The 25,420-nt window shown below is 71.9% G+C and carries 30 protein-coding genes; 11 read left to right on the top strand and 19 right to left on the bottom strand.

The genetic code is table 11. The features are described 5' to 3' along the window. The first annotated feature begins 98 nt into the window (after window positions 1-98). The 4 genes from BG452_RS00415 to BG452_RS00400 all read left to right on the top strand — a co-directional run bounded on the left by BG452_RS00415 (window position 99) and on the right by BG452_RS00400 (window position 2,385). On the top strand, window positions 99-362 hold the full coding sequence (locus BG452_RS00415; RefSeq protein WP_188302062.1) for a hypothetical protein: 264 nt from the start codon (window positions 99-101) through the stop codon (window positions 360-362). A gap of 143 nt (window positions 363-505) precedes the next feature. Continuing rightward, window positions 506-1,522 (top strand): alcohol dehydrogenase AdhP, encoded by a 1,017-nt coding sequence (gene adhP, locus BG452_RS00410; RefSeq protein WP_188302061.1) that lies wholly within the window; start codon window positions 506-508, stop codon window positions 1,520-1,522. A 60-nt stretch (window positions 1,523-1,582) separates the two neighbouring features. Next, window positions 1,583-2,062: a universal stress protein gene (locus BG452_RS00405; RefSeq protein ID WP_317620837.1), complete on the top strand. Its 480-nt coding sequence runs from the start codon at window positions 1,583-1,585 to the stop codon at window positions 2,060-2,062. Window positions 2,063-2,094: 32 nt separating this feature from the next. Next, window positions 2,095-2,385: a hypothetical protein gene (locus BG452_RS00400; protein ID WP_188302059.1), complete on the top strand. Its 291-nt coding sequence runs from the start codon at window positions 2,095-2,097 to the stop codon at window positions 2,383-2,385. A 112-nt stretch (window positions 2,386-2,497) separates the two neighbouring features. On the opposite strand, the gene BG452_RS00395 is transcribed toward BG452_RS00400, so the two are convergent. The 7 genes from BG452_RS00395 to BG452_RS45125 form a co-directional block, all read right to left on the bottom strand. Continuing rightward, a complete protein-coding gene (locus tag BG452_RS00395; protein ID WP_188302058.1) occupies window positions 2,498-2,857 on the bottom strand; it encodes a zinc ribbon domain-containing protein YjdM in 360 nt (119 codons plus the stop codon). A gap of 59 nt (window positions 2,858-2,916) precedes the next feature. Continuing rightward, window positions 2,917-3,048, bottom strand: a complete 132-nt coding sequence (locus tag BG452_RS45130) for a DUF6126 family protein (protein WP_223241548.1) — start codon at window positions 3,046-3,048, stop codon at window positions 2,917-2,919. Further along, window positions 3,045-3,221, bottom strand: coding sequence for a hypothetical protein (locus tag BG452_RS00390; protein WP_188302057.1), 177 nt, complete (start codon window positions 3,219-3,221; stop codon window positions 3,045-3,047). The genes BG452_RS45130 and BG452_RS00390 overlap by 4 nt, the downstream gene beginning before the upstream one ends. 8 nt (window positions 3,222-3,229) lie before the next feature. Then, complete coding sequence (locus tag BG452_RS00385; protein WP_188302056.1) at window positions 3,230-3,631, bottom strand: ATP-binding protein; 402 nt, start codon at window positions 3,629-3,631, stop codon at window positions 3,230-3,232. Window positions 3,632-3,737: 106 nt separating this feature from the next. After that, complete coding sequence (locus BG452_RS00380) at window positions 3,738-5,450, bottom strand: SulP family inorganic anion transporter (protein ID WP_188302055.1); 1,713 nt, start codon at window positions 5,448-5,450, stop codon at window positions 3,738-3,740. Beyond that, window positions 5,447-5,800, bottom strand: a complete 354-nt coding sequence (locus BG452_RS00375; protein WP_188302054.1) for an ArsR/SmtB family transcription factor — start codon at window positions 5,798-5,800, stop codon at window positions 5,447-5,449. Before BG452_RS00375 ends, BG452_RS00380 begins: the two co-directional genes overlap by 4 nt. A 3-nt stretch (window positions 5,801-5,803) precedes the next feature. Then, window positions 5,804-6,109 (bottom strand): hypothetical protein, encoded by a 306-nt coding sequence (locus BG452_RS45125; RefSeq protein ID WP_223241547.1) that lies wholly within the window; start codon window positions 6,107-6,109, stop codon window positions 5,804-5,806. A 139-nt stretch (window positions 6,110-6,248) separates the two neighbouring features. Here BG452_RS45125 and BG452_RS00365 point away from each other — a divergent pair, with 139 nt between their 5' ends. Next, window positions 6,249-6,623, top strand: a complete 375-nt coding sequence (locus BG452_RS00365; protein WP_188302053.1) for a hypothetical protein — start codon at window positions 6,249-6,251, stop codon at window positions 6,621-6,623. A gap of 28 nt (window positions 6,624-6,651) precedes the next feature. Here BG452_RS00365 and BG452_RS00360 read toward each other — a convergent pair whose 3' ends face one another. From BG452_RS00360 to BG452_RS47530, 5 genes are all read right to left on the bottom strand, one after another. Next, a complete protein-coding gene (locus BG452_RS00360; RefSeq protein ID WP_188302241.1) occupies window positions 6,652-6,999 on the bottom strand; it encodes an ArsR/SmtB family transcription factor in 348 nt (115 codons plus the stop codon). Between the two features lie 116 nt (window positions 7,000-7,115). Further along, window positions 7,116-7,457 carry an STAS domain-containing protein gene (locus tag BG452_RS00355; RefSeq protein ID WP_188302240.1) on the bottom strand — a complete coding sequence of 114 codons (342 nt, stop codon included), beginning with the start codon at window positions 7,455-7,457 and terminating at the stop codon, window positions 7,116-7,118. A gap of 718 nt (window positions 7,458-8,175) precedes the next feature. Next, window positions 8,176-8,487 carry a YciI family protein gene (locus tag BG452_RS00350; protein ID WP_317620836.1) on the bottom strand — a complete coding sequence of 104 codons (312 nt, stop codon included), beginning with the start codon at window positions 8,485-8,487 and terminating at the stop codon, window positions 8,176-8,178. A gap of 824 nt (window positions 8,488-9,311) precedes the next feature. Beyond that, window positions 9,312-9,671 carry an STAS domain-containing protein gene (locus tag BG452_RS00345; protein WP_188302052.1) on the bottom strand — a complete coding sequence of 120 codons (360 nt, stop codon included), beginning with the start codon at window positions 9,669-9,671 and terminating at the stop codon, window positions 9,312-9,314. A gap of 320 nt (window positions 9,672-9,991) precedes the next feature. Beyond that, window positions 9,992-10,399, bottom strand: a complete 408-nt coding sequence (locus BG452_RS47530; protein WP_188302051.1) for a CBS domain-containing protein — start codon at window positions 10,397-10,399, stop codon at window positions 9,992-9,994. Window positions 10,400-10,687: 288 nt separating this feature from the next. Between BG452_RS47530 and BG452_RS00335 the strand changes: the two genes are divergently transcribed. Continuing rightward, complete coding sequence (locus BG452_RS00335; protein ID WP_188302050.1) at window positions 10,688-12,370, top strand: GAF domain-containing protein; 1,683 nt, start codon at window positions 10,688-10,690, stop codon at window positions 12,368-12,370. A 29-nt stretch (window positions 12,371-12,399) separates the two neighbouring features. Here BG452_RS00335 and BG452_RS00330 read toward each other — a convergent pair whose 3' ends face one another. From BG452_RS00330 to BG452_RS00310, 5 genes are all read right to left on the bottom strand, one after another. Next, window positions 12,400-12,816, bottom strand: coding sequence for a pyridoxamine 5'-phosphate oxidase family protein (locus BG452_RS00330; protein ID WP_188302049.1), 417 nt, complete (start codon window positions 12,814-12,816; stop codon window positions 12,400-12,402). A gap of 112 nt (window positions 12,817-12,928) precedes the next feature. Continuing rightward, a complete protein-coding gene (locus BG452_RS00325; RefSeq protein WP_188302048.1) occupies window positions 12,929-13,627 on the bottom strand; it encodes a response regulator in 699 nt (232 codons plus the stop codon). A gap of 141 nt (window positions 13,628-13,768) precedes the next feature. Then, window positions 13,769-14,785 carry an Acg family FMN-binding oxidoreductase gene (locus BG452_RS00320; RefSeq protein ID WP_188302047.1) on the bottom strand — a complete coding sequence of 339 codons (1,017 nt, stop codon included), beginning with the start codon at window positions 14,783-14,785 and terminating at the stop codon, window positions 13,769-13,771. Window positions 14,786-14,817: 32 nt separating this feature from the next. Then, window positions 14,818-15,453: a hypothetical protein gene (locus BG452_RS00315; RefSeq protein WP_188302046.1), complete on the bottom strand. Its 636-nt coding sequence runs from the start codon at window positions 15,451-15,453 to the stop codon at window positions 14,818-14,820. 58 nt (window positions 15,454-15,511) lie between these two features. Next, window positions 15,512-16,387, bottom strand: coding sequence for a universal stress protein (locus BG452_RS00310; protein ID WP_188302045.1), 876 nt, complete (start codon window positions 16,385-16,387; stop codon window positions 15,512-15,514). 437 nt (window positions 16,388-16,824) lie between these two features. Between BG452_RS00310 and BG452_RS00305 the strand changes: the two genes are divergently transcribed. From BG452_RS00305 to BG452_RS00285, 5 genes are read left to right on the top strand one after another with little or no spacing between them, the layout of a single operon-like run. Further along, the gene (locus BG452_RS00305) at window positions 16,825-18,240 is read left to right on the top strand and encodes an amino acid permease (RefSeq protein WP_411292867.1); all 1,416 of its coding nucleotides are present in this window, start codon (window positions 16,825-16,827) and stop codon (window positions 18,238-18,240) included. Window positions 18,241-18,259: 19 nt separating this feature from the next. Next, window positions 18,260-19,483 (top strand): arginine deiminase, encoded by a 1,224-nt coding sequence (locus BG452_RS00300; RefSeq protein WP_188302043.1) that lies wholly within the window; start codon window positions 18,260-18,262, stop codon window positions 19,481-19,483. 36 nt (window positions 19,484-19,519) lie between these two features. Then, window positions 19,520-20,524, top strand: coding sequence for an ornithine carbamoyltransferase (gene argF / locus BG452_RS00295; protein WP_188302042.1), 1,005 nt, complete (start codon window positions 19,520-19,522; stop codon window positions 20,522-20,524). A gap of 2 nt (window positions 20,525-20,526) precedes the next feature. Further along, window positions 20,527-21,522, top strand: a complete 996-nt coding sequence (locus BG452_RS00290; protein WP_188302041.1) for a carbamate kinase — start codon at window positions 20,527-20,529, stop codon at window positions 21,520-21,522. 24 nt (window positions 21,523-21,546) lie between these two features. Beyond that, the gene (locus BG452_RS00285) at window positions 21,547-22,320 is read left to right on the top strand and encodes an HPF/RaiA family ribosome-associated protein (protein WP_188302040.1); all 774 of its coding nucleotides are present in this window, start codon (window positions 21,547-21,549) and stop codon (window positions 22,318-22,320) included. Window positions 22,321-22,719: 399 nt separating this feature from the next. Here the strand turns inward: BG452_RS00285 and BG452_RS00280 are convergent, their stop codons facing one another. After that, window positions 22,720-23,592 (bottom strand): universal stress protein, encoded by an 873-nt coding sequence (locus tag BG452_RS00280; RefSeq protein WP_188302039.1) that lies wholly within the window; start codon window positions 23,590-23,592, stop codon window positions 22,720-22,722. A 61-nt stretch (window positions 23,593-23,653) separates the two neighbouring features. After that, a complete protein-coding gene (locus BG452_RS00275; RefSeq protein WP_188302038.1) occupies window positions 23,654-25,312 on the bottom strand; it encodes an oleate hydratase in 1,659 nt (552 codons plus the stop codon). Window positions 25,313-25,420: the final 108 nt, after the last annotated feature.

The raw sequence follows: 25,420 nt of genomic DNA, 5'->3' as shown, positions 1-25,420 counted from the left end.
CCCAGGGCGTTGCGAGGAGCGGATCTGAGGGTCGTCCTGGCGGGCGTGGACCTGACGGTCCTTGGGAGAGGGTGGTGATCTTGTCCAGCACGGCGCCCATGACGGGCAGGGTCGCGCGGATCACGACAGCCGATTCGGCGCAGAGCATCGGCAACTCCAGGAGGGGAGACGAGTGGGCGGACGTCCTGGACCCGCAGACGCGCTCCGTCTGGTGCGTCATCGTCACCGGGATCGCCACGCTCGTCACCGATCCCAAGGAACAGCGGTGCTGCCGAGAGCTGCTGAATCCGTGGTTCGGCGGTGGGACGGAGCACGTCGTGCGGACCAGCGCCGACGTGGTGACCGGCTACCGCATCGGCTGACCATTGCGACCGGGGACCTTCGGCCTTGAGCGAGTGCACCTCCTGACCCCAGCGGACACCTGGCCGAGGCGGTGGGATGAAGACAGCGCGGTTCCGGTGGACACCGGAATCGCCTTCGTCACCGTCAGAAGGGCAGGATCATCATGAAGGCCGCCGTCGTCCGCGATTTCGCCGCACCGCTGGTCGTCGAGGACCGCCCCGTCCCGACGCCGGGGCCGCACCAGGTCCGGGTCCGGATCGAGGCCTCCGGCCTCTGCCACACCGACATCCACGCGGCCCACGGCGACTGGCCGGTCAAGCCCAGCCCGCCGTTCGTCCCCGGGCATGAGGGCGTCGGCATCGTCGAGGCGGCCGGTGACCAGGTTCGGCACGTCCGGGTGGGCGAGCGGGTCGCCATCGCCTGGCTCGCGGACGCCTGCGGGCGCTGCGACCAGTGCGTCTCCGGCTGGGAGACGCTCTGCCTCCAGCAGCACAACAGCGGCTACTCGGTGGACGGCGCCTACGCCGAGTACGCGCTCGCGCACGGCGACTACGTCGTCCCCGTCCCCGACGGCATCGACCCGCTGGACGCGGCGCCGCTGTCCTGCGCGGGCGTCACCACCTACAAGGCGCTCAAGGTCTCCGGTGCCCGCCCCGGCACCCGGGTCCTGGTCTCGGGCATCGGCGGCCTCGGCCACCTGGCCCTCCAGTACGCCCGGATCTTCGGCGCCGAGACCATCGCTGTCGACGTCACCGACGACAAACTCGCGCTCGCCCGCGACCTCGGCGCCGACCATGTGATCGACGCCCGCACTCAGGACGTCGCGGCCGAGGTCCAGGCGCTCGGCGGAGCGCACGCGGCCATCGCGCTCGCCGTCAGCAACGCCTCCTTCCAGGCCGCCTACGGCGCCCTGCGGCGCGGCGGCACGCTCGTGCTGGTGGCACTGCCGGCCGGCGGGAGGCTCGAACTCCCGGTGTTCGACACGGTGTTGAACGGCACCAAGGTGATCGGCTCGATCGTCGGCACCCGCGAGGACCTCACCGAAGTCTTCCGCCTCCACGCCCTCGGCCGCACCCGCGTCATCCGCGAGACCCGGCGGCTGGACGAGGTGAACGCCTGCTTCGACGAGGTGCTGGCCGGCAACGTCTCCGCCCGCCTGGTCTTCGACCTGCGCGGCTGAGCTCCGGGCCGCTCCCACAACCCTGCTCGACAGAACACGAAAGGGAACAACATGGACAGGATGACGGCACAGCGGCGGATCGTGGTGGGTGTCGACGGATCGGCGTCCTCCCGTGCCGCTCTGCGGTGGGCGGCACGGCAGGCCGCCCTGGTCGGCGCCACGGTCGAGGCGGTGATCACCTGGGAGTACCCGACCGTCTACGGCTGGGGTGTGCCCGTGGCCGGCGTGGCCGACGTGGAGGTCGCCGCGTACGCCGGAAAGACGCTCGCCGAGGTTGTCGCACAGGAGATGGGCCCGCAGTGCCCGGTCGAGGTACGCGAGCGGGTGGAATGCGGCAACGCCGCCCAGGTCCTGTTGAAGGTCGCCGACGGTGCCGAACTCCTGGTCCTCGGTAACCGTGGTCACGGGGGCTTCGCCGGGGCGCTGCTCGGCTCGGTCAGCCAGCACTGCGTCCAGCACGCCTCCTGCCCGGTCGTCGTCGTCCGGGGCACCGGGCACGAGCACGCCGAGCATGCGCACGGGCCGGCCGCCGGCCGGTGACCCGCACCCGCGGCCGACAGGAGCTCAAGCCGATGTACCAGTCCCTCGCGCCGTCCGGCCCCGCGGACACGGCGGCCGACCGGCAGGACGAGGACGTCGGGATGCCCGCTCGCCAGGCCGCCACTCAGGACGCCGACCACGTGCTCGCCGCATGGGCAGTACCCGCGCCGGGAGCCGTGGACGAGGGCTGTGCCAGGCAGGACTTCTTCGCGACCGAGGAGGCCTTCGACGAGCTGACCGACGCGCTGAGGCTGGCTCGCGAGAATGGGGTCGCGGCTCCGAAGGACGGCGTCGCGAGCCTGGAGGACAGGGGCGCGAGCTGAGCGGCGGCCGAGGGCAAGGACTTGGGACGGGTGTCGTGCTGCGGCCGGCTCACCGTGGTGGCGAGCCGGCGGTTTGCTTCCGGTTCCCGTCAAAGGTCGGCCAGGGCCGGGGTCAGGCCTTCTTGACCACGCTGGACTTGAGTTGCATGGCGCCGAAGCCCTCGATGCGGCAGTCGATGTCGTGGCCGTCGACGCCGTCGACCAGGCGGATGTTGCGGACCTTGGTGCCCGCCTTGATGCCGGAGACGCTGCCCTTGACCTTGAGCGCCTTGACGACCGTCACGGTGTCGCCGTCGTTCAGCACGTTGCCGACCGCGTCCTTGATGACTCGCTCGCCGGCGCCGGCCGACGCGGCGGAGTCGCCCTCGGCGGGCACCCACTCGTGGCCGCACTCCGGGCAGACCATGAGGGCGTTCATCTCATAGGTGTACTCGCTGGAGCACTGCGGGCACGGGGGGAGGTTGTCGCTCATGTGTTCAGGATATCCAGTCGTGGTGGGGCGTTTTCCGTGGTCAGCGGGCACGGAAGGGCTCAGTGGCGGTTGCCGAGGGCGAAGAGCAGGATGACGAAGCCGGCGAACAGGTGGGTGCCGAGGATGTAGACCGAGGCGCGGATGAGCATGGCCTTGCGGCGGCTCTTCTCGTCGCTGGTGCTGTCGCTCATCGGGGCTCCTGGGCGGGTGCGGAGTGGCCGTCTTCTCGGGGCTGGGGGCGGATGTGGAGGCGTCGGCCGGTGGTGGCGGCTTCGGCGAGCAGCGTCTTGAGGGTGGTGAGGTCGACGGTCTGCGCGGCGGCGGGAGTGCCGTGGTCGTCGTAGGAGGTGATGGTGAAGCGCAAGGGTGGTGTTATTCCGGGGTCGTGGTGGGTGGGGTGAGCGGGAGGTGGACGAGGACGGTCTTGCCGCCGTCGGGGTCGGGCTGGACGGTCAGTTCTCCACCCAGGTGGCGGGCCAGGTCGGCGATGGCGGCGAGACCGCCCGTGGCGCCCTGGTGCGGCGGCAGGTCGAACAGGCCCGGGTGGCTGTCGCGGACGGCGACTTCGACGTGAGTGTTGGTGACGGCCAACAGCAGTTCGAAGAATGGGGAGCGCGACCGGGCGTGCCGGACGGCGTTGGTGACCAGTTCGGTGACGGCGAGGACGGCGGCGTCGTGGACGGTGGTCCTCGGCCGAACGCCCCAGCCGGTGAGGACGGTCACCGTGATGCGGCGGCTCACTTTGGCGGCGAGCCAGGTGCTGGCCAGGCTCATCCGGTACTTCCGGTCCCGACCGGATGGGGCGGCCGGGAGCGGGACGCGGTCATCGCGGCGCCCCCGGTCACGCCATCGGCGGATCACCATGGTGCTTCGGCTCGGGTCAACGGGCTGCTCCTGCGGCGAGGGGGAGATCGGCGGACTCGGTCTGACCGTGCAGGTGGTTGCGGGCGTAGGCGATGGCGTCGGGGGTGGTGGCGAACACGTGGCCGTCCGCGCGGAGCCGGTCGAGTGTGCCGAGGGCGTCGAGGGGCCGGTGGTGTTCGGCACGGATGCCGGAGACGAGCACCAGCGTGCCGCGGCGCTGGAGCTTGGTGATGGCGTCGCCGAGGAGGGTGGCGCCGCTGGCGTCGATCGCGCTGATCCGGGACATCCGCAGGATCGCGACCTTGACCTCGGCGGATTCGGTGAGTTCCAGCAGGAAGCGGTGGGCCGCGGCGAAGAGCAGCGGGCCGTCGATGCGGTAGGCGACGATGTGTTCGGCGAGCAGCGCCTGTTCCTCGTCGTGGTGGTCGGCCTGGGGAAGGTCGGCGTACAGCGGGACCTGCTCGACGCGTGCCGCCTTGGCGACGGCGGCGAGCGCCAGGACGCCGGAGACGAGCAGGCCGACGACGACGGCGGTGACCAGGTCGAAGGCCAGGGTGGCGGCGGCGGTGAGGGCCAGGACCGCGGCCTCGCCGCGCCCGGTGCGGGCGAGGGCGCGCAGTGAGCCGACCTCGACCATCCGCACAGCGGTGGCGATCAGTACGCCGGCCAGGGCGGCGAGCGGGATCCCGGCGACCAGGGGCGCGGCGGCGAAGACGATCACCGCGAGGACGGCGGCGTGGACGAGGGCGGCGAGCCGGGAGGCGGCGCCGGAGCGGACGTTGACGGCGGTGCGAGCGATCGCGCCGGTGGCGGCGACGCCGCCGAACAGCGGGGCGGCCAGGTTGGCCAGGCCCTGGCCGAAAAGCTCGCGGTCGCTGTCGTGGCGCTCCGAGACGCTCATCGCGTCGGCGGCGGTCGCCGACATCAGCGACTCCAGCGCGGCCAGCGCCGCCACGGCGAGGGCGGAGGGGAGCAGGGCCGGGACGGCGGAGAGGTCCAGGAAGCCCAGCGAGGGCATGGACAGTCCGGCGGGCAGGTGGCCGATGGTGGCCACCGGCAGGTCGGCCAGCTGTGCGACGAGGGTGGCCGTGATGACGGCGATCAGGGAGAACGGCAGGGAGGGCCGCCGGCGCACGCCGATCAGCATCACGGCCGCCACCGCGAGTGCCACCCCGAGCGCCGCCCAGTGCGGCGTGGAGAAGAACTGGCCGACGGCCTTGGCAGCGACGACGGCGGGGTTGTCACCGTCGGGCTTCTTCACTCCGAGGGCGCCGGGCACCTGCTGGAGCGCGATGACGCCGGCGATGCCGACGGTGAAGCCCTCCACGACCGGTACGGGCACGTAGGCCATCCAGCGGCCGGCCCGTACCAGCGCCAGCGCGACCAGGATGACGCCGGCCAGCAGGCCGACGGTGAGCACGCCGTCGGTGCCGTAGCGGGTGACGATGGGGACCAGGACGACGGTCATGGCGCCGGTCGGTCCGGACACCTGGAGGTTGGAGCCGCCGAAGACGGCGGCGAGCGCACCGGCGACGACGGCGGTCGCGAGGCCCGCCTCGGCGCCCGCGCCGGAGGATATGCCGAAGCCGAGGGCGAGCGGCAGGGCGACGATCGCCACCGTGAGGCCGGCGAGCAGGTCCTTGCGCGGCGAGCGGCCCATGGTGGCCAGGATCTGCCGGTTGGGCAGGACGGAACGCACCCGGTCGAGGGCGGCGTGGGCGGCACTCATGCCCGGACCTCCTTGACCGCGGTGGTGGTCGCGGTCAGTTCGCCGAGGAGCTGGTGCTGGTCGGTGATCATCTCGCCGAGGATGCGGCGGGCCGCCCGCAGCAGCCCGGCGACATCCGGCGTGCTGAGCGCGTAGACCACCGTGTTTCCGTCCCGGGCGGCGGTGACCAGGTTGGTGCGGCGCAGCACCGCGAGCTGCTGCGAGAGGCTGGACGCCTCGATGTCCAGGGCGGCGAGCAGATCGCGCACCGGCAGCGGGCCGTCCTGCAACAGCTCCAGAACCCGGATGCGCACCGGGTGGCCCAGCGTGCGGAAGAACTCCGCCTTCGCCTGGTACAGCGGGACGGCCATGTCTCAGTTCTCTCCTTGCTCTGCTTCCTCGGCGGTGCGCGGGATATCGATGCCGTGGTCGGCCGCGATCCGCAGCAGACCCGCCACGCGCCCGGCATACGCCTGGGCGCCGTCGTCGTCCCCGCGCTCGCGGGCTTGGTTCAGGGCCTGGCGGGCCTGGGCCAGCTGCTCGCGCAGCTCCTCGTCGAACACCGCGGTCACGACCACCCTCCCCGGTCGCCGGCACGACACCGGACGCACCTTGTGCCGATCCAACAGCACGCCAGCATGTATGAACATGAAGAATTTTTCAAATAGCTTGTTTCGCATGTGATGGATTCCGACAGTGACGATCTCTTGTGATCAGTAGCGATCGCCGGGCTGTTGAGACGGTGCCGGCTGCCTACGCTCGGTGCGCGGTCGGCGCGAAGGGCCGGCCGCGACGCGAAACAGTCGGGAGGACTTCCGGATGGCAGGCATCGACGGCGCGCTCAAGGACGCGATGGCGATCGACGGGGCGCTCGGTGCGGCCCTGGTCGACTCCACGAGCGGGATGGCGCTCGGTACGGTCGGGGATTCCGCGGGCCTGGACCTGCAGCTCGCCGCAGCCGGCACCACCGACGTCGTCCGCGCACACCAGCGGGCAGCGGAAGCCCTCGGGCTGCACGGGGAGAGGCTGGAGGACAGCCCGACCACGCTCACCCACCAGTACCAGCTGGTGCGCCCGCTCACCTCGCCCGGCGGGAAGGAGCTGTTCCTCTATCTGGTCCTCGACCGCGCCCGGGCGAACCTCGCCATGGCCCGCCACCACGTGCGGCGCATCGACGCGCAACTGGTCGTCTGAGGCCGGGCACACGGCAGGCGCGGCCGGTTCAGTTCCTGGCGGGGCGCTCGGGCTCGGCGCGCAGGCCGTTGAGGAGTTCGGCCTGGTCGCTGATGACGCCGCTGAGGATGGTGCGCGCGACCCGCAGGAGCTCCGCCACCTGGGGATTGGTGAGGCGGTAGTAGACGGTGGAGCCTTCCCGGCGGGTGGCGACCAGGTTGGAACGGCGCAGGACGGCGAGCTGCTGGGACAGGTGCGAGGCCTCGATGCCGACCTCGGGCAGCATCTCGGCGACGGCGTACTCACGCTCGCTCAGCAGTTCCAGGACGCGAATCCGCGCGGGATGCCCCAGCGTCTTGAAGAACTCAGCCTTCAACTGGTACAGCGGCGCGCCCATCACGCGAGGCGGGGTGGGCGTTCCGGCGTTCACGTCGTCACCGTCTCCATCAGACACAGCATTCTTTCCAGGGTTGACTTTAGCAACCAGATGATCGACTCGGCGGCTCGGGCCGATCAGGACGCCGCGAGGGCAGCGACGGCCGTATCGAGGTCCGGGAACACCCGGATCACGGACAGGGCGGCGGCCGTCGTCAGGACCTGGGCGCCGCGTTCCCCGAGGCCGCACACCACCAGCGGGCCGCGGCCGGCCGACAGGCGGCCGGTGGCGTCCAGGATCGCGTCCTCGCCCGAGCAGTTCCAGCCCCTCAGCGCCGCCATGTCGATCACCAGCGGACCGGAGCAACGGGCGACGGCCCAGTCGAACGCCCCCTGGAAACGGTGCGTCGCGTCCTGACCGAGGAAACCGGTCAGCGTCATCACGCCCACGCCGCGCTCCGTCGCGAACTCCCACTGCATGCTCACCGCCGCCCCCGGGCACAACTCCAGGGGCGGCGGCGAGCGGGCATGCACCCCTCGCGACCAGCGGGGACGGCTCGGAGAGAAGAGCGCCCGCAGCACCCGCACGGGCCGCGCCCACCCGGCACAAGGCGACACACCACCACTGCCCGTACCGGATACGGAGCGGACGGCGCCGCCGTGCGGCACTGCGGTGAGATACGCATTCCTCCTCCTGACCGTGCATGCAATTGACAATGTTAGCAACTGCTAAGGTCCTCATGCGACAGCCCACCGGAAGCGTGCTGCCGCCGGGAGGCCGCCCTGGAACCGACGCCGGGGCGGCCCCGCCGGTCGCGAGGAAGCGCGCTCTCCCACGTCCCGCCGAGGCACACCGCGAGGTCATCGATGGACGACGCCGTCACCGGCCGCCGAGGCCGGAAGGACCGCCAGATTGCTGCTACTCGCCGTGACTGGAGCCGGTCCGGAACCCTGGGGACCAGCTTGGGGCCGCACGCCATGAGCGCCGATGAGCGCCCATGGGCGAAAACGGGCGCCCATGCACGAACTTGACGCTGACGGCTGGACCCGGAAGTGGCCGTGCCGCCCCGACAAGGGGGTGTGCTTGTTGACGGCCCTCGAGCGGGCGCAGTTCGCACTCCTGTGGCTCGCTGTCGAGGCACGGCCACAATGATCGTGCTGTCTGCCGCGACGCGGTTCATTCCAGCCGGACCGCCCGCTACCCCTGCGGCGACACGAACCACGTGCGTACCCGCCAGGTCTCCACCACGCCATTCACGACGAAGGGATCCGAGGCCGCGAACTCCTCCGCGGCCTCGCGCGAGGTGAAGATGGACATGGCGCCGGCTTGGCCTTCTTCCGGCTCGGGGAACGGTCCGATCATCACCAGTTCTCCCGCGTGGCGCTTGCGGAAGTCAGTCGCGTACGCGTTGTGGGCGGGGAAGTGTTCCGGGACCTTGGCTCGTGCCTCTGGCGCCGACATGTACAGCAGCACGTATCGGGTGAGCCAGGCGACCTCGGACGCTTCCACGGCTTCTCCTCGTGTTCGGTCAGCGAAGCGCAGGTATCGCACCCCCGGCGCCAAGACCCGCGCTCAAATATCACACGGCACCGCGTCGGAGTGACCGCTCGGCCTGCCGACCAACGCCGGGGTGTTCGGGCCTGCGCGTCAGAGGCCGGGGGCTGGCCGCAGAGAGCGTGGCGACGTCCAGGTCGCCGGCCTGGAGCGCCTTGGCCAGCCCGACCGATCCGGCCGGCGACAGACGCAGGCGCACCGCCACCGGGGTGCTCGGCGTGGAAGCGGCCGAGCCGCGAGGGGAGGTCGACGACCGCCACTGAGATCAACGTCCCGACGGTGAGGCTGCCGGCCCGGTCTGGGACGGTCGGGAGGAAACCCAGTGGCTCCTGCGGCCGGTACCTGCGCGCCCAACGTTGCTCCTACCGGCGCCGCGCCGACACACTCGTGGCGGCCGTCAGGCCCGCCCCCGCTTTCGGCCGTTCTCAGCCGATGTCCCGGCGGCGCAGCCGGCGAGACCGGTGCCGATCAGACTGGCGGCCACGAGAGTGAGGCGCAGCCGACGCGCTGCTCGGAGGCTCCGCCCGGGAACAGGGGCGGATGCCGGAACGGGGGGTCGAATCCATTCGGGACGGGACGGGACGGGACGAGGCGGGCGCGTCGAGGGCCCGAGACCTCCCGAGGCCTTCACGAGGTCGGACACATCGATCGTCGCTGTCAGGTGCGCGAGTGCTCGGTCCGAAGTCGTCGTCATCGCGTCGAGGAGGCGGGGGAGCTGCCCGGACGGGCCTTCGGCGGTTGCGTACGGCGACTACCGGGAGGTCGTTCCGTGGGCGGGGTCAGGTCCGGGCCGGCTGTGTGAACTCGCACGGCAGGGACCGGTGCAGGCCGAGCAGCCGCAGCACCTTCGCGGGCTGTCGGGTGACACCGCGCAGGAACAGCCTGGTGCCCTTGGTCAGGCGCCGGTTCACCTGTAGGAAGACGCTGACCCCCGCGCTATCGCAGAAGCTGACGCCGGACAGGTCCAGCACCAGCTCCCGGTCGCCGTCACCCGCCAGTCCCAGCAGTTCCGGGACGAGCTCGGACGCGGTGAGCATGTCCAGTTCGCCGCGCAGTCGCACCACCGTGGTGCGGGCCTGCGGATCGCGGGTGACCGATCGGACCACGCTGTGCCCGACCGTTTCTGCTGTCGCGTCCACCACAACCTCCTGGAGTCCCCGTCGTCTCGCGGCCCTCGCGCCCGGTCCTTCGAGCGGCGCGCGGTCCCGTGTCGTACCGGAGTCAATCAACTGCCGGGTGGAGAGAGGCAGAACCGATGGGCCCCGGTCTTGGGGCCAGTGGTCCCAGGGGACGTGGTCGGTTCGGGTAGTGCCCGTTCGCACAGCCTGGGGTGACCGGACCGGAGCCAGCCGTCCAGGCGGCGGTTGCCGGCGCGGCGAGCGAGGCGGAGGTGCTCGTGCACGGAGCCTCCGCGCTCACCCGGACTGCGGGGACCCGGCTGCCCCGGTTCGTGGCCGTGTCACTGCTGGACGGGGCTCGACTGCGGGAGGTCGAGCCGGCGGAGCTGGAGGAGCCGGGTGACGTCGTGTGCGGTGACGACACCGGTCGGCCCGCCGGAGTCGAGGACGATAATCCGGCCTGCCGTTCCGACGGCGGAACGCTGGATCACGGCGGCCAGCGGTTCGTCCGGTTCCGCGGTGGTGCACAGGGCGAGCGGGGTCATGACGTCCCGTACCCGCAGGTCGTCCCGGCGCTCGGGCGGAACCGCGGCGAGCTGCCGTCGGGTGATCAGGCCGCTGGCCCGGCCGTCGAAGTCCACCAGGACCAGTGCGCAGTGGTGGCGGTTCGCGGAGATCTCGGTGCGGAAGCGTTCCACGGTGAGCCAGTCCGGGCCGGTCTCCACCGGGCTGGACATGGCGTCGGCCACGCGTACGCCCCGGAGCCCGTAGGTCCCGATTCCGGCGGACCAACGGGCACATCTGCCAACAGCGCACGGGACCTTCCGGCGAGGACCCGTTTCAGCGGGGCTTCTGCCCACGGGCCGGGTGCGGTTGCGGTCCGGTGGCCGGCCGTGTGTGCCGACCTGGCGGTCCCGCCAGGTCGGAGGCGGTTCCTGCCTCGGCTGGCGGCGGTGGGCTTCTGCGACAATCGACCGGCCGGTAACCAAGACGGACGGAGGGAGGCCTGCGTGGGCGGGGACGGAGTGCGGTCGCGGATGCCGCAGCTGCGACTGGATGAGCTGTTGGAGGAACTCCAGGCGCGGATCGACGCGGCCCGGGGTACCCGGGACCGGGTGCACAGCCTCCTGGAGGCCGTGCTGTCGGTGGGCCGGGAGCTGGACCTCACCCAGGTGCTGCGGCGGATCGTGGAGGCGGCCGCCGTGCTGGTGGACGCGCGGTACGCGGCGCTGGGGGTGATCGGGCCGGACGGCGAGACACTGTCGGAGTTCCTGACCGTGGGGCTGTCGGAGGAGGAGATCGCGAAGATCGGCCCGTACCCGACGGGTCGGGGCATCCTCGGCGAGCTGATCCGCAATCCCGAGGCGCTGCGGCTGACGGACCTGTCGGACCATCCGGCCTCGCACGGCTGCCCGGTGCACCACCCGGTGATGCGGACCTTCCTGGGCGTGCCGGTGCGGGTGCGCGAGGAGGTGTTCGGCAACCTCTATCTGACCGACAAGCGGGGCGGTGAGGAGTTCGACGCCGACGACGAGTCGGTGCTCTCGACCCTCGCGGTCGCTGCGGGGGTGGCGATCGACAACGCCCGCCTGTACGAGGAGGCACAGCGGCAGCAGCGCTGGCTGAGCGCGAGCGCGGAGATCACCCGGGGCCTGCTGTCGGGCAGTTCCCGCGCGGACGTGATGGAACTGATCGCGCGGCGGGCGCGGGAGATCACGGGCGCCGCGCTGGCGGACGTGTCGATCCCCGTCCCCGGTACCGACACGGTCCGGGTGGAGCTGGCCCTCGGGGGTGACGCGGCTGCCAGGCAGGGCCTGGTGGTGCCGCTGGACGGGACCCTGTCGGGGGAGGCGTGTGCGCAGGGCTCGCCGGCGACCACGGTCGACCTTTCCGCTGATCCGCGGCTGTCCGCCGGCCCTCGGAGGTTCGAGGGGCTCGGCCCGGCAGTGGCGGTCCCGCTGGGGCCGGCCGAGGGGCCGGTCGAGGGCGTGCTGCTGCTGGCGAGGGAGGTCGGTGAGCCGGCGTTCACCGAGCGGGAGACCGGTCCGTTGCTGGGCTTCGCCGACCAGGCGGCACTGGCCCTGGAGGTGGCGGAGCGGCGCCGCGACGCCGAGCAGCTGGCGATGCTGGAGGACCGGGACCGGATCGCCCGGGACCTGCACGACCTGGCCATCCAGCGGCTCTTCGCGACGGGGATGACGTTGCAGAGCGCGGCCCGGTTCATCGAGCACCCGGGTGCGTCGGACCGGGTGCTGCGTGCGGTCGCCGACCTGGACGAGACCATCAAGATCATCCGGTCGACGATCTTCGGGCTCCGAGCGCGCGAGGAGCAGGCCGGGCAGGGATTGCGGGCCAGGGCCGTGCGGGCCGTCGAACAGGCGCAGGCTGTCCTGGGCTTCCCGCCCAGGCTGAGCATGGAGGGCTTGCTCGACACCGATGTTCCCGCGGAGGTCGCGGAACACGTCGTGGCCGTGCTGGGGGAGGCGCTGAGCAACGCGGCCCGGCATGCGAAGGCGAACCGGGTGGAGGTGGTGCTGCACGCCAGCGGGCAGCGGGTCGTGCTGACGGTGCAGGACAACGGTGTCGGCGTCCCTGAGCAGGGGCGGCGCAGCGGCCTGCGCAATCTCGCCGAGCGGGCGGAGGGCCTCGGCGGCGCGTTCGAGGTGATCGTCCCAGCTGAGGGCGGGACCCGGCTGACCTGGTCGGCTCCGCTGGTGTGAGAGTCGGATGCCGATGTTCGCGGGGCTCGTCACGCCTCGTAGACCGGTGAGCCGGGCAGGGAACGCCCGGTCACCAGTTCCGGGCGGATCCGGATGGTCACACTACCGGCTGTTCTCGCGGGGGCGGGCACGACGGCCGGAATGGTGCGGCCCTCCTCGATGTCGGAGGTGACGTCCGCCCGCCCGAGGACGGTGACGCTCCAGCCGCTGCCGTCGGCTTCGTCGAGTTCGCTCGCCTCGAAGGCGACGATCGCGTCGGCGACGGCTCGGGTGATCTCGGAGTCGGTGTGAGCGTGGAGCAGGACGCTGCCGTCCGCCGCGATCCGGTAACGGACCGGCATGACGGCCGGCAGCGCACCAACGGTGTAGACCAATCGGCCGACGGCTGTCCCGCTGAGAAGCCTCAGACATTGCAGCTCGTCCAGTGGTGTGAATTCGGCGGTCATGACATCCATGCTCGGTGGGGGCATGTCCTTCCGCGAGGGGCTGATGGTCCCCCGGGAGGCCTCCGGGTGGTCCCCGTACACCGGGTGCTTTCGGCCCGGGCACGAGTGCCGCTCAGACGGTCCTGCGGGCCGCCAGGTGGCCCTGGCCCGTCAGTACCTGGGTGGCGATGATCGCGGCCTGGACGCGGCGCTCCACACCGAGCTTGGCGAGCAGGCGGGAGATGTGGTTCTTGACGGTCTTCTCGGCGAGGTAGAGCCGCTGGCCGATCTGCCGGTTGGTCAGGCCCTCGCCGACCAGGGCGAGGATCTCGCGTTCGCGCTCGGTGAGCTGCGGGGCATCGGACGGCTGCTGGGTCGCGGCCTCGCCGCGCAGCCGGGCCATCAGCCGGGTGGCGGCGCCGGAGTCGAGCATGGACTGTCCGGAGGCGACCGTGCGGACCGCGGAGACGAGGTCGGTGCCGCTGATCTGCTTGAGGACGTACCCGGCGGCACCGGCCATGATCGAGTCGAGCAGGGCCTCCTCGTCGTCGAAGGAGGTGAGGATCAGGCAGGCCAGCTCCGGCATCCGCGAGCGCAGTTCGCGGCAGACCGTCACGCCGTCGCCGTCGGGCAGTCGCATGTCCAGGACCGCGACGTCCGGGCGCAGCGCCGGAACGCGGGTGAGCGCCTGCGCCACCGTGGAGGCCTCGCCGACCACCGTGAAGCCGGGCTCCGCGTCCAGCAGGTCGTGCACACCCCGCCGGACCACCTCGTGGTCGTCGAGGAGGAACACCTTCACCGGGTCGCCCGCGCCCGCCGCGTTGTCCGCCATCACCACTCCGCGCTCAATGTCTGCCCCCAGCGGCAGGTCATACAGATCTCATCGCAGTCTGCCGGACGCCGGGCGGGGCCGATAGGGCCGGAGGGCCCTAATCGTGAGGGGTGTCCGGACGCCGTGTGTGCGGGTCGGCCGTCAGGCCACCGCGGCGGCGGGCTCCGGTACCGGCTGATCCGTCGGGGGTACGGGCATGCGGCGCGGGGTGGGAAAGCCCACAGGGCCGTACCCGGCACGCAGCAGCATCTGGGGTGCGCCGCGCTGCGGCAGGGCCCGGGCCACTCGGCTGCGCAGGTCGGGCCACTCCAGGGCCTGGTGGAGCATCGACGCGCGCAGCCCGTGGAGGGTGAGGATCAGCAGGGCGTGCTGCAGGGCCTGACCCGCGCGCAGCCAGTCGGCGGGGTGGTCGCTCCGGGTGGCGAGCATGAGGAGGTGCGGGTCGGGTTCGTACTTGGCCTTCGGCCGGCCTGCCGTGCGTTGCGGTGTGAAGTTCCGCATCGGCAACAGGCCGTCAGAGTCCAGGGTGCCCAGGGCGCGGGGCGGCACACCGGTGTCGTCGCCGGGCCCGGCGATCCAGTTCAGGCCCTCGGCCAGGCGCTCCGGGGCCAGGCCGTTGCGCTGTTCCGCCTCCGCTGTGAGTTCGAGCAGGCGGATCCGGGAGGTGTGTTCCGGCAGCCACAGCGTTGCACCGTCCTGGTGTGCGGCCTCGGTGGCCTCGGCGAGGACGGCGGAGGGCACGGGCTCGGGGGTGAACGGGAAGCGGCTGCTGCGGCGCTGCCGGACGGCTCGGTACAGGTCCGGCCTACGGGTCAGCGAGGCCCGGGGCCGACCGGCGAGACGGACGACGGCCAGCAGGTCGGGGACGCCCGGGTCGGGCAGCAGCCGGACCACCGGTTCCCGAGCCAGATGGACCGCGGCGACCCGGAGGTTGAACAGGGCGGCGCCGACCGAGAGGTGCAGTGCCCGGCCCTGGGGGTCAGTGCGCGGCAGCCTCCGCAACGGGTGTGAGAACACCTCGATGGTGTCCGCCTGCGCGTCGGTGCGGAACCGCCAGGGCTGCGTGTTGTGGATGGACGGGGCGGCGCACGCGGCGGCGAGGAGAATCCGGTGGACGGGATCGTTGGCATCGCGGCTGCTGACGGGCTGTGCGGACATCGGGGTCGTCTCCTTCCGAGTGGCGGGTGCGGTCAGCCCGCCCGGTTGTCGCGTGAGGCGCGGCCGCTCCACACGGGTTCCAGCTGGGCCCAGGAGTGTTGCCATGCCCGGTCGGCTCGGCGGTCCAGGACGTCCAGACGGATGCCGAGTCCGGTGACGACGAGGACGCCGAGGCCTCCGAGGAGGAACAGTCCGAGGCAGGCCGCCTTGGCGGCGATGGCGGCCGATCCGAGCGGGGACGCCACGGAACGGCCGACGTCGTCGACCCATATGCCGATGGTCGAACCGGGGGCCGTGCCGCCCGGCACCGGGACGCTGCCCGTGGTGCGGTGCCCGGTGGGGTAGACCCAGACGGCGTCGGCCTCGTACCGCCGCCTGCCGGCGCCGGTGTCGGCCTCCCGCTGCGCCGGAGTCAGCACGACCGCCTGGACCTGGTGCAGGCGGGCGGCCGTCACCGAGGCCTGGTGCCGGACAACGGCGAAGTCGGCCGCCGCCGCGCCCGCGCTGCCGAGCACGGCAAGGCCGATGCCGAGCACGGCCAGGACCAGGGCCCGGCTGCGTGAGCGGTCGATCGTGCGACCCAACGGATTCCGGCCCTTCCCGAGAGCCTGCCGCAGGTGGTGGCGGAAGGGCGGCACCGGGCCGGCTTGCTCGGGCGCGGTGTTCATCTCCGGTCCTCCTTCGTGGACGGTCTGGCAGATAGTGGCAACCGGCACGGGCCGGTCTTCAGAGGTGGGGGACGACCGCCACCGGGGCGGTGGAGTGGTGGAGTACGGCGTGTGCGACGGGTCCGAGCAGCATGCCGATGTGGTGACGGCGCTCGCGTCGACCGATGACGACCAACTCGGCACCGGCGGAGGCGTCCAGGACGGCCTTCGCCCCGCCGCCGAGCCGGACGTCCTCGACGACGGCCACGCCCGGATAGTTCGCCAACTGACGGGTGAGGTGCTGTGACAGCAGGGCCGCCTTCGTACCCTCCTGGCCAGGGATGTCCACCGGAGGCGGCATCATGCCTCCGAAGGCCCAGGCCGGGGCCGGGTCCCAGCCGTGGACGGCGCGCAGCCCGGCGCCGCGGCGCTCCGCCTCCGCGAAGGCGAATTCGAGGACTGCTTCGCCCGGTTCACCGGAGTCGATGCCGACCACGACGTCGCCGACGGCGGCGGTGCTCGCGCGAGGGAGGGGCCCTGCCTCGCGGACGAGGACCGTCGGGACCGTCGCGCGGGCGGCGACCGCGAGGGAGACCGATCCGACGAGCAGGCCGGCGAATCCCCCGAGGCCCCGGGAGCCGAGCACCAGCATCTCCTGTCCCCGTGCTTCGGCGACCAGTCCGTCGACCGGGTCGTCGGGCCTGACGGCGGTCTCTACCGGCAGTTCCGGGTGGGCGAGGCGGATTCGGTCGGCGACGCGGGCGAGGGCGTCGAGCGCGGCGGGCCTGAGGTCGCCGGGCTCGGCCCGGTCCGCGTTCTCGCCGTTCAGCCAGGGCCAGACGTGCAGGAGGCGCAGGGGCGCTCCGAGCCGCTGGGCCTCCGCTGCCGCCCACATGGCGGCGGTCTCGCTCGGCGGTGAGCCGTCGAGGCCGGCCAGGACGTGTCGCGTCGTCACGGATGCTCCTTTGGGGTCGGGTTGAGGGCCGGGCTGGACCGTGGCCCGGCGAGCACCAATCTCCCGCGGGGCCTCGCGGGACCCCAGGGCCGGACGGAACCCGTCGGTGGGCCGGTGGTCCCGAGGGGGCGGATCCGGCAATGCGTCACGCGCCATGTGCCGGTGGGCGGTCCGGTGCTGTCGGGACCATCGGACAGGGAAGACAGGGACCGCCGGTGCGGGAAGCGGGACCGTTGGCCCATGGGGCCGGCCGCTCGCGGATTCGAGGATCTTCTCAGCGGGCCACGGCGGAGACCGGGCCCGTCAGCGTGGTTGAGCAGCTGGCAAAGGAGCTCTTGATGTCTGTACACGACAGCGGAAGACCACCGGTGAGCACGTCGGGGGACGGCCCACAAGGGCGTAATACCTCCTTCGGGCTGCCCGCGGCGACGGCGCTGGTGGTGGGCAGCATCATCGGTACCGGCGTGTTCGCGCTGCCGTCGGCGCTCGCGCCGTACGGGCCGATCGCGCTGGTGGCGTTCGTGCTGGTGACCGTCGGGGCGCTGGCGCTGGCGGTGACCTTCGGGCGGCTGTCGGAGCGAGTACCCGGCAGCGGCGGGCCGTACGTCTACGCCCGGGAGGCGTTCGGTGAGTTCGCCGGGTTCCTGACCGCCTGGTCGTACTGGATCACGGCCTGGGCCGGGAACGCGGCCATCGTGGTGGCCTGGGTCGGCTACGTCGAGGTGTTCGTCAACAAGGGCCATCACACCGGGGCTTCGGTCGCGATAGCCCTGCTGGGCCTGTGGCTGCCCGCGATCGTGAACCTGGCCGGTGTGCGCAGCATCGGGGCGTTCCAGGTGGTCACCACGGTGCTGAAGTTCCTGCCGCTGGCGTTCATGGCGACGGCCGGCCTGTTGTTCGTGAAGTCCGGCAACTTCGGGGCCTTCAACGCGAGTGGCGGTTCGGCGCTGGGTGCCGTGTCGGCGGCCGGGGCGATCGCGCTGTTCAGCTACATCGGCCTGGAGACCGCCTCGGTGGCGGCCGGGCGGGTGCGGGAACCGAAGCGCAACGTGCCCCGGGCGACCGTCTACGGCACCCTGGCCTGTGCGGCGATCTACCTGCTCGGCACCCTGGCCGTGTTCGGCACTGTCCCGCACGGCCAACTCGGCTCCTCCACCGCGCCGTTCACGGACGCGATGAACAACATCGCGGGCGGCACCTGGGCCGGGAACCTGGTCGCCGTCGCGGCGATCATCTCCGGGCTCGGGGCACTGAACGGCTGGACCATGATCTGCGCGGAGATGCCGATGGCCGCCGCACGCGACGGGCTGTTCCCGTCCGCGTTCGCCGGCACCCGGGGCCGTGGTGAGGTGCCGGCCTTCGGCATCGTCTCGGCGACGGTCCTCGCGTCGGTGCTCACCGTGATCAGCTACACGCGGTTCACGCAGGTGTTCACCGAGATCGTGCTGCTGAGCGTGCTCACCGCTGTCATCCCGTATCTGGTCTCGGCCGCCGCGCAGCTGTACTGGCTGGTGCTGCACGGTCGGGAGGAGCTGGATCGGCGCCGCTTTGCGCGGGACGTCACCGTCACCGCCCTGGCGCTGGCGTTCTCCTACTGGTCGATCCAGGGCAGCGGCTACCAGACCGTCTACTACGGCCTGTTCACGGTCCTGCTCGGCATCCCGGTCTACATCTGGCTGAAGCGACCGTACGCCCGGCCTGCGGCGGGGGCTCTCACCGGCACCGCCGCCCCGCTCACCGCCACCGAGCCGGCCCACCACGACGAGCCGCCGTTGAAGGCGGCCCGCACCGTACGGCCCGTCGGCCTGCCGACCATTCTCCGGCGCGCACTGACCCCGCGCCACCTGCACTGAACTCTGAGGAGCACCACCGATGTCCACCCTGCGTGTCGATTCCGAAGCGGGCCGCCTGCGTCAGGTGATCCTGCACCGTCCGGGCCTGGAGCTGTCCCGGCTGACCCCGCGCAACGTCGACGACTTGCTCTTCGACGACATCCTGTGGGCCAAGCGCGCCCGCGAGGAGCACGACGCCTTCGCCCAGGTGCTGCGCGATCACGGCGTGCGCGTGCACCACTACGCCGACCTGCTCGCCGAGACCCTCGACTTGCCGCCGGCCCGGTCCTGGCTGCTGGGGCAGGTGGTCACCCCGGCCATTGTCGGCCCTGCCCTGGTCGAGCCGGTGCGCGAGCTGTGCGAGGAACTCGACGGCCGGACGCTGGCCGAGTACCTGATCGGTGGCGTCCTCAAGGACGACCTGCCGCTGAAGAACCCGCACAGCCTGGTGTGGAACACCGTCGGCGAGCAGGACTTCGCCCTTCCGCCGCTGCCCAACCACCTCTTCCCGCGCGACAACTCCTGTTGGATCGGCGCTCGGTACAGCCTCAATCCGATGGCGAAGCCGGCCCGGCGGCGGGAGACCCTGCACACCGTCGCGATCTACCGCTTCCACCCGCTGTTCGCCGAGACCGCGCCCCCGCTGCTGGACGGCACCACCACCGCGCCGGGACTCAGCATCGAGGGCGGAGACGTCCACGTGATCGCCCCGGGCGTCGTCATGGTCGGAATGGGCGAGCGCACCACCGCCGCGGCCGTCGAGACCCTCGCCCAGCAGCTGTTCCTGACCCACACCGCGCACCGGCTGATCGCCGTGCAACTGCCGCGGAGCCGGGCGTTCATGCACCTGGACACCGTCATGACGATGATCGACCGGGACACCTTCACGCTCTACCCGGGCCTGGCCCACGAGTTGCGCTCGTGGACCCTCACCCCCGCCCTCGAGCGCCCGGCCGGCTTCGACGTGCGGACCGACACCGACCTCGCCGCCTCGCTCGCCGAGGCCCTCGACCTGGACAAGGTCCGCTTCCTGTCCGCCGAGCAGGACGCCCGCGCCGCCGAGCGCGAACAGTGGGACGACGGGAGCAACTTCCTCGCCCTCGCCCCCGGCGTCGTCGTCGGCTACGAGCGCAACACCACCACCAACACCCACCTGCGCAAGCAGGGCGTCGAGATCGTCACCATCGCGGGCTCCGAGCTCGGCCGCGGCCGTGGCGGCCCGCGCTGCATGAGCTGCCCGATCCAGCGCGACCCCGCCAACTGACCCACCTCACCCGGCCAACCCGAGGAGCGAACAGCCATGACCATCGACCTGCGCGGCCGCCACTACCTGCGCGAACTCGACTTCACCGCCGCCGAGATCCACCACCTGCTCGACCTCGCCGCCGAGCTGAAGGCCGCCCGGCGCGCCGGCACCGAGATGCCTCGGCTTACCGGCCGCAGGATCGCCCTGATCTTCGAGAAGAGCTCCACCCGGACCCGCTGCGCCTTCGAGGTCGCCGCGGCCGACCAGGGCGCCATGACCACCTACCTGGGCCCGGACGGCTCGCACATCGGCCACAAGGAGAGCATCGCCGACACCGCCTGCGTCCTGGGCCGGATGTACGACGGCATCGAGTACCGCGGCTTCGAGCAGGACGCCGTCACCGAACTCGCCGACCACGCCGGTGTCCCCGTGTACAACGGCCTCACCGACCAGTGCCACCCCACCCAGAGCCTGTGCGACGTGTTCACCATGCGCGAGCACAGCGGAAAGCCGCTGGAGGAGATCTCCTTCTGCTACCTCGGCGACGCCCGCAACAACACCGCCAACTCCCTTCTGACGATGGGGAGTCTGCTGGGCATGGACGTGCGCATCGCGGCCCCGCGCGAGCTGTGGCCCGACCCGCTGCTCGTCTCCGAGTGCCGGCGGCTCGCCCAGGACAGCGGCGCTCGGATCACCCTCACCGACGAGGTCGAGGTGGCCGTGCGCGGGGCGGACTACCTCTACACCGACGTGTGGGTGTCGATGGGCGAGGACCACGCCCAGTGGCCCGAGCGCATCGCCCGGCTGCTGCCGTACCAGGTCAACGCGAAGACGATGGCGGCGACCGGCAACCCGGACACCGCCTTTCTGCACTGCCTGCCCGCCCTGCACGACCGCCGCACCGACCTCGGCGCCGAACTCGCCGACGAGCACGGGCTCGACGGCCTCGAAGTCACCGACGAGGTCTTCGAGTCGCCGGCCTCGCTGGTCTTCGACCAGGCCGAGAACCGCATGCACACCATCAAGGCGATCCTCGTCGCCACCCTCGGGAGGAAGTGACCATGCGCATCGTCGCCGCCCTCGGCGGGAACGCCCTGCTCCAGCGGGGCGAGCACCCCGACGCCGCCGTCCAGCAGCACCACGTCCACGACGCCGCCCGCTCGCTCGCCGAACTCGCCACCGCCGGGCACGAGTTGGTGATCACCCACGGCAACGGGCCGCAGATCGGCCTGCTCGCCCAGGAGAGCGAGGCCGACCCGGCGCTCACCGCGCCGTACCCGCTGGACGTCCTCGGAGCCCAGACCCAGGGCATGATCGGCACCCTGCTCGCTCGCGAGCTCATGGGCCGACTGCCGGGCCGCGCCGTCACCGCACTGGTGACCCACACCGAGGTCGACCCCCACGATCCCGCCTTCCAGCGGCCGGGCAAGTTCATCGGCGGGCAACTCACCGACCACCAGGCCAGGATGATGGAGATCGAGCGCGGCTGGACCACCGCGCGGGACGGTGAGCACCTGCGCCGGGTCGTTCCCTCACCCCGTCCCACGGCGATCGTCGAACTCCCGGCCATCCGGGCGCTCCTGGCCACGGGCTCGGTGGTGATCGCCGCCGGGGGCGGCGGTGTCCCGGTCAAGCGGAACCCGGACACCGGCCTCGTCCACGGTGTCGAGGCGGTCGTTGACAAGGACCTGGCCGCGGCGCTGCTCGCCGAACAGCTCGACGCCGACGCGCTGCTGATACTCACCGACGTCACCCACGTCTTCACCCGCTTCGGCTCCACTCGTCCCGGCCCGCTGGTCAGCGTCACACCCGACCGGCTGCGCGAACTGGACCTGCCGGAAGGGTCGATGCGGCCCAAGGCCGAGGCCGCCGCCGCCTTCGCGGAGCGGACCGGCGCTCTCGCGGCCATCGGCCCCCTCGACAACGCACTGGGCACGATCCTCGGCACCACCGGCACCACCGTCCGCGCACTGCCGGGCGCCGCAGGGGAGGGACCCAAGGCGTTGCCGGCGGGACCTTCGACCCTCGGCCCGGCCGATCAGCGTGCGGCAGTCTGACAACCACCCGGAAAGGAAACGGTGATGACCCGTCTGCAGATCCGACCCGCCGCCGAGGTCCTGGTGGCGACCTGCGGTGAAGTCTCCCTGGCTGCACCCGACTACGCCAGGACCAAGCTGCTCGCGGTGCTCGAACGCCTCGACGAGCCGGTCCTCGCGGTCCGGGTGAAGCTCACCCAGGAGCCCAACCATGCCGTGGCCAAGCCGTCGACCGCCCAGGCCACGCTCGACCTCAACGGCCGGCCCGTCCGGGCCCACGTCGCCGCCACCACCATGCAGGAAGCCGTCGACCTGCTCCAGGACCGGCTGAACGCCAGGATCGCTCGGGTCCGGACCCACCAGCGGCACCACCGTCACCACGCCGAGCCGCCCGCGGCCAGCGGGCGCGAGCACAGGCCGCAGCGCCGGGTGCTGGATGCCGAGGAGCGCCGCATCGTGCGGCACAAGAGCTACAGCCTCGCGCGCCAGACCACCTGGGCGGCGGTGTTCGAACTGGAAGCGATGGACTACGACTTCCACCTGTACACCGACGCGGCGACGGGCTGCGACAGCGTCGTCCACCACGACGGGGCGACGGGGACGTACCGGATCGTCTCGGCCGGAGCGGCACCCGAAGCCGAGCCGGGCATCGCGGTGAGCACCAAGGCCGTGCCCGAACTGACCGTCGCCGACGCAGTCTCGCGCCTCGACCTGAGCGGCCTGCCGTTCGTCTTCTTCACGAACGGCGAGACCGGTCGTGGCAACATCCTGTACCACCGCTACGACGGCCACTACGGCCTCATCACACCCGTGCAATAGCCAGCGCGAGCCGGGGGCCAGCCGGGACCGGTAATGCGCCCGGGGGAGCGGTTGGGGCCGCCCTCCGGCCGCCCTGGAGCGGCCCTGGACATCCGCGCGCACGGCCCGCCACCGAAGCCACGGTGGCGGGCCGTGGCGTTGGGTGCCGCTCTGGACGCGAGGTTGTTCCACACGCACTGCTGAGTGCGGATCCACGCTGCCGCGTCGGGGGTGATCCTTGTCTGCCGGTCGTTCACTTCTGCCGATGCCCGCCGAACCCACGCACTTCGCGGAGCACTGACCGGCGCGGGCGCAGGTCGAGCGCAGGCCGGAAGCCGGATGCCGCGTCCACCTGGGGTGGACGCGGCATGGGAGCGTCATCGCTTTGCGCCCGGTATCCCGGAGGGCACCTGCGCCGTTTCAGTCGTGCGGGATGACGGCGACCGGCGCCTGTGCGTGGTGGATCACCGCGTGGGCGACCGGTCCGAGGCGCAGGCCGAGGTGGTGGCGGCGCCGGTGGCGGCCGACCACGACGAGTGCGGCGTCGCCGGATGCGTCCACCACCGCGCCGGCGCCGCCGGCGATCCGGCTGTCCTCGACCACCGCGACGTCCGGGTACTTGTCCCGCCACATGCTGAGTGCCTGGCTGAGCAACTCGTCCTCGATGGTGCGGAACTGCTCGGTCTCGATCCGCGGTGCCACCCAGCCCGCGTAGCCCCAGACCGCCGGAGGAGTCCAGCCGTGAACGGCACGCAGCACGGTGCCGCGAGCCGCGGCCTCCTGGAATGCGAAGTCGATGACCTCGTCCGCCGGGGCACGGGTGTCGACGCCGACGACCACCTCGGCGGCGTCGCGGGCGTCGGCCTGCTGCGTCTGCGCGGCCCGGACCAGGACGACGGGCACGTCGCATCGTGCCGCGGCGTTCAGACCGACCGATCCCACCAGCAGACCCTCGAAGCCGCCCAGGCCCAGCGAACCGACGGCGAGCAGTTCGGATTCGGCCGCGGCAGCGAGCAGGGACGCGGCCGGCTCGTGCCCGGGCAGAACGCCGGTGTGCACCTCCAGCCCCGGGTGGGCCGAGCGCACCTGCCGCGCGGCGTCGGCGAGCATGCGCTCGGTCAGGGCGCGCACCTGCGCCGGTTGGCCGGGATCGGCGTGGACGTCGTCCTCCCAGGTCCAGGCGTGGACGAGGCGCAGGGCGTGGCCGCGGCGCACCGCTTCGTCGGCCGCCCACTGCGCTGCCGCGGTGCTCTCGACCGAACCGTCGATACCGGCCAGAACGAACTTCCTCATGGCAGTGCCCTACTTTCCGCTGCTCGGGACCGCCTCTGGCGCAACCGCCTGAGGCCCGGGATCAGCCTCGCCGAGGGCGATCCTGCATCCCAGGGCCGGCCGGGTCCGCAGGCGGGGCCCAAGGTCCCGAATGGCCGAAGGCGGTCTTCAGCGCCCGGAACGCCGTCTTCGGATCGGAGAGGGCGTGGTGGACGGGCGGAATCGGCTTGTCGAGGCCGAGCAGTCGGTACACGGCGTGCATGGCGCCGCGCACCGAGTACTCGACGGTGAAGACGACGTCCTCGGGGATCTCGACGTACTGGCCGAGGAAGGCGAAGTTCCGGGCACCGTGCGGGATCACCCGGGGCCGGTCGTGGACCGAGCGGCGGGCGAACTGGCTGGTGATGTAGGGCATCATCACGGTGGTGACGGTGGTGGTGGCGCGGACCTCGTCGGCGATGTCGTCGAAGCCGAGCTGGCCGAGGAGTTCGGCGAGGATCTCCCGTCCGGTGGACTCGGCCATCGTCGTGCCGGTGTGCTCGCCGGGTGTGTCGATGAACAGGCCGTAGCCCCAGAGGGTGAAGACGTCCTTGGGCTGCCCGTCGAAGTGCGGCTGACGGGGCACGACGATCGACATCAGCCAGGGCGAGTCCTTGAAGGTCATCAGCGCGCCGGTGCCCGGGGCGTTGCCGCTGAACTCCTCGATGCGCTCGAGCAGCGCGGGGCTTCGCATGGTCAACGTGAAGGATTCCCAGGCGGCTTCGCCGACGTTGCCGTTGAAGACCGCCGGCTGGCCGAAGTCCGGCGCCTTGCGGGAGAGGGTCTCCCACAGCGTCCAGTTGCCGTCCCGCTTGTCCCGGATCAGCTCCGGCACGGTGTCGTCGTCGCCGTAGGCAGCGTCGGCGGTCATCGAGCCGAGCGTGATGAACGCCAGGTCGAGCTCGGCGAGTTCGACGCTCTCCCGGTGGCCGTCGCGGAGCAGGTGGAGGCGCTTCGCGCGGCGGATACCGTCCTGCTCGGTGAAGTCGACGTCGGTGACGGTGACGCCGTGCTCGAAGCGCACACCGCGCTCCTGCAGCCACCGGGTGAGCGGCCGGACGATGGAGTCGTACTGGTTGAGGCGGGTGCGGCGCACGCCCGCCAGGGTGTGGATGCGCGGGAACTCCTGGAGGAAGCGCAGGAAGTAGCGCTTGAGCTCGATCGCGCTGTGCCAGTTCTGGAAGGCGAAGGTGGTGCGCCACATCGCCCAGAAGTTCGTGGCGAAGAAGTGTTCGGAAAAGAACTGGTCGATCCGGCGGTCGCCGATCACCGACTCCGGCAGGACCAGCAACCGGGCCAGCTCCAGCCGGTCCTGGGCGTCGAGACCCAGGCGCGCGGCGTCGAGGACGCGGTGGTCCCGGTCGATCAGCCGGGCCCTGGCACGGGTGGGGCAGTCCCGGTTGAACCGGATGATCTCGTCCCGCACCGAGACGTTCTCGTCGTCGAGGGTGGGGATCGTCTCCAGGAGGTTCCACAGGCAGGTGTACGCCTCGTCCTCCAGCATCCGCCCGCCCCGGGTCACGTACGCCCGTTCCGGGGATCCACGCCCGTCGAGCGAGCCGCCGGCCAGCGGGAGCTGCTCCAGGACGTGGATGTTCTCGCCGGGGAACTCGCCGTCGCGGATCAGGAAGGCCGCGGCGGCCAGTGCCGCTATGCCGCCGCCGACCAGGTAGGCCTTCGTCCCGCGCCCGCTGTCGATCATGATCTGTCCCACTCGTCCACGAGTCCACGCCGTGCGGCGCGCCTGCACGGGTCGTGCAGGTGCCAGCCAGCCTGTGGCACGCGACGCACCCGGACGCAGGGCCGGCGG

The sequence above is a fragment of the Streptomyces sp. CBMA123 genome (assembly GCF_014596465.1).
Classification (GTDB): Bacteria; Actinomycetota; Actinomycetes; order Streptomycetales; family Streptomycetaceae; genus Kitasatospora.
The sequence above is the reverse complement of the archived record's forward strand: the minus strand, read 5'-3'. Positions and strand labels throughout refer to the sequence as shown.

Bases quoted from the DNA above. Each gene is read 5' to 3' on its own strand.
- BG452_RS00285 (WP_188302040.1), top strand. From the start codon at position 21,547: ATGACCCGTCTGCAGATCCGACCCGCCGCCGAGGTCCTGGTGGCGACC.
- BG452_RS00280 (WP_188302039.1), bottom strand. From the start codon at position 23,592: ATGAGGAAGTTCGTTCTGGCCGGTATCGACGGTTCGGTCGAGAGCACC.
- BG452_RS00330 (WP_188302049.1), bottom strand. From the start codon at position 12,816: ATGACCGCCGAATTCACACCACTGGACGAGCTGCAATGTCTGAGGCTT.
- BG452_RS00375 (WP_188302054.1), bottom strand. From the start codon at position 5,800: ATGGCCGTCCCGCTGTACCAGGCGAAGGCGGAGTTCTTCCGCACGCTG.
- BG452_RS00335 (WP_188302050.1), top strand. From the start codon at position 10,688: ATGCCGCAGCTGCGACTGGATGAGCTGTTGGAGGAACTCCAGGCGCGG.
- BG452_RS00300 (WP_188302043.1), top strand. From the start codon at position 18,260: ATGTCCACCCTGCGTGTCGATTCCGAAGCGGGCCGCCTGCGTCAGGTG.
- BG452_RS00380 (WP_188302055.1), bottom strand. From the start codon at position 5,450: ATGAGTGCCGCCCACGCCGCCCTCGACCGGGTGCGTTCCGTCCTGCCC.
- BG452_RS00275 (WP_188302038.1), bottom strand. From the start codon at position 25,312: ATGATCGACAGCGGGCGCGGGACGAAGGCCTACCTGGTCGGCGGCGGC.
- BG452_RS45125 (WP_223241547.1), bottom strand. From the start codon at position 6,109: ATGCGAAACAAGCTATTTGAAAAATTCTTCATGTTCATACATGCTGGC.
- BG452_RS00355 (WP_188302240.1), bottom strand. From the start codon at position 7,457: ATGCAGTGGGAGTTCGCGACGGAGCGCGGCGTGGGCGTGATGACGCTG.
- BG452_RS00325 (WP_188302048.1), bottom strand. From the start codon at position 13,627: ATGGCGGACAACGCGGCGGGCGCGGGCGACCCGGTGAAGGTGTTCCTC.
- BG452_RS00400 (WP_188302059.1), top strand. From the start codon at position 2,095: ATGTACCAGTCCCTCGCGCCGTCCGGCCCCGCGGACACGGCGGCCGAC.
- BG452_RS00365 (WP_188302053.1), top strand. From the start codon at position 6,249: ATGGCAGGCATCGACGGCGCGCTCAAGGACGCGATGGCGATCGACGGG.
- adhP (WP_188302061.1), top strand. From the start codon at position 506: ATGAAGGCCGCCGTCGTCCGCGATTTCGCCGCACCGCTGGTCGTCGAG.
- BG452_RS00315 (WP_188302046.1), bottom strand. From the start codon at position 15,453: ATGAACACCGCGCCCGAGCAAGCCGGCCCGGTGCCGCCCTTCCGCCAC.
- BG452_RS00320 (WP_188302047.1), bottom strand. From the start codon at position 14,785: ATGTCCGCACAGCCCGTCAGCAGCCGCGATGCCAACGATCCCGTCCAC.
- BG452_RS45130 (WP_223241548.1), bottom strand. From the start codon at position 3,048: ATGAGCGACAGCACCAGCGACGAGAAGAGCCGCCGCAAGGCCATGCTC.
- BG452_RS00415 (WP_188302062.1), top strand. From the start codon at position 99: ATGACGGGCAGGGTCGCGCGGATCACGACAGCCGATTCGGCGCAGAGC.
- BG452_RS00360 (WP_188302241.1), bottom strand. From the start codon at position 6,999: ATGGGCGCGCCGCTGTACCAGTTGAAGGCTGAGTTCTTCAAGACGCTG.
- BG452_RS00290 (WP_188302041.1), top strand. From the start codon at position 20,527: ATGCGCATCGTCGCCGCCCTCGGCGGGAACGCCCTGCTCCAGCGGGGC.
- BG452_RS00385 (WP_188302056.1), bottom strand. From the start codon at position 3,631: ATGAGCCTGGCCAGCACCTGGCTCGCCGCCAAAGTGAGCCGCCGCATC.
- BG452_RS00405 (WP_317620837.1), top strand. From the start codon at position 1,583: ATGACGGCACAGCGGCGGATCGTGGTGGGTGTCGACGGATCGGCGTCC.
- BG452_RS00395 (WP_188302058.1), bottom strand. From the start codon at position 2,857: ATGAGCGACAACCTCCCCCCGTGCCCGCAGTGCTCCAGCGAGTACACC.
- argF (WP_188302042.1), top strand. From the start codon at position 19,520: ATGACCATCGACCTGCGCGGCCGCCACTACCTGCGCGAACTCGACTTC.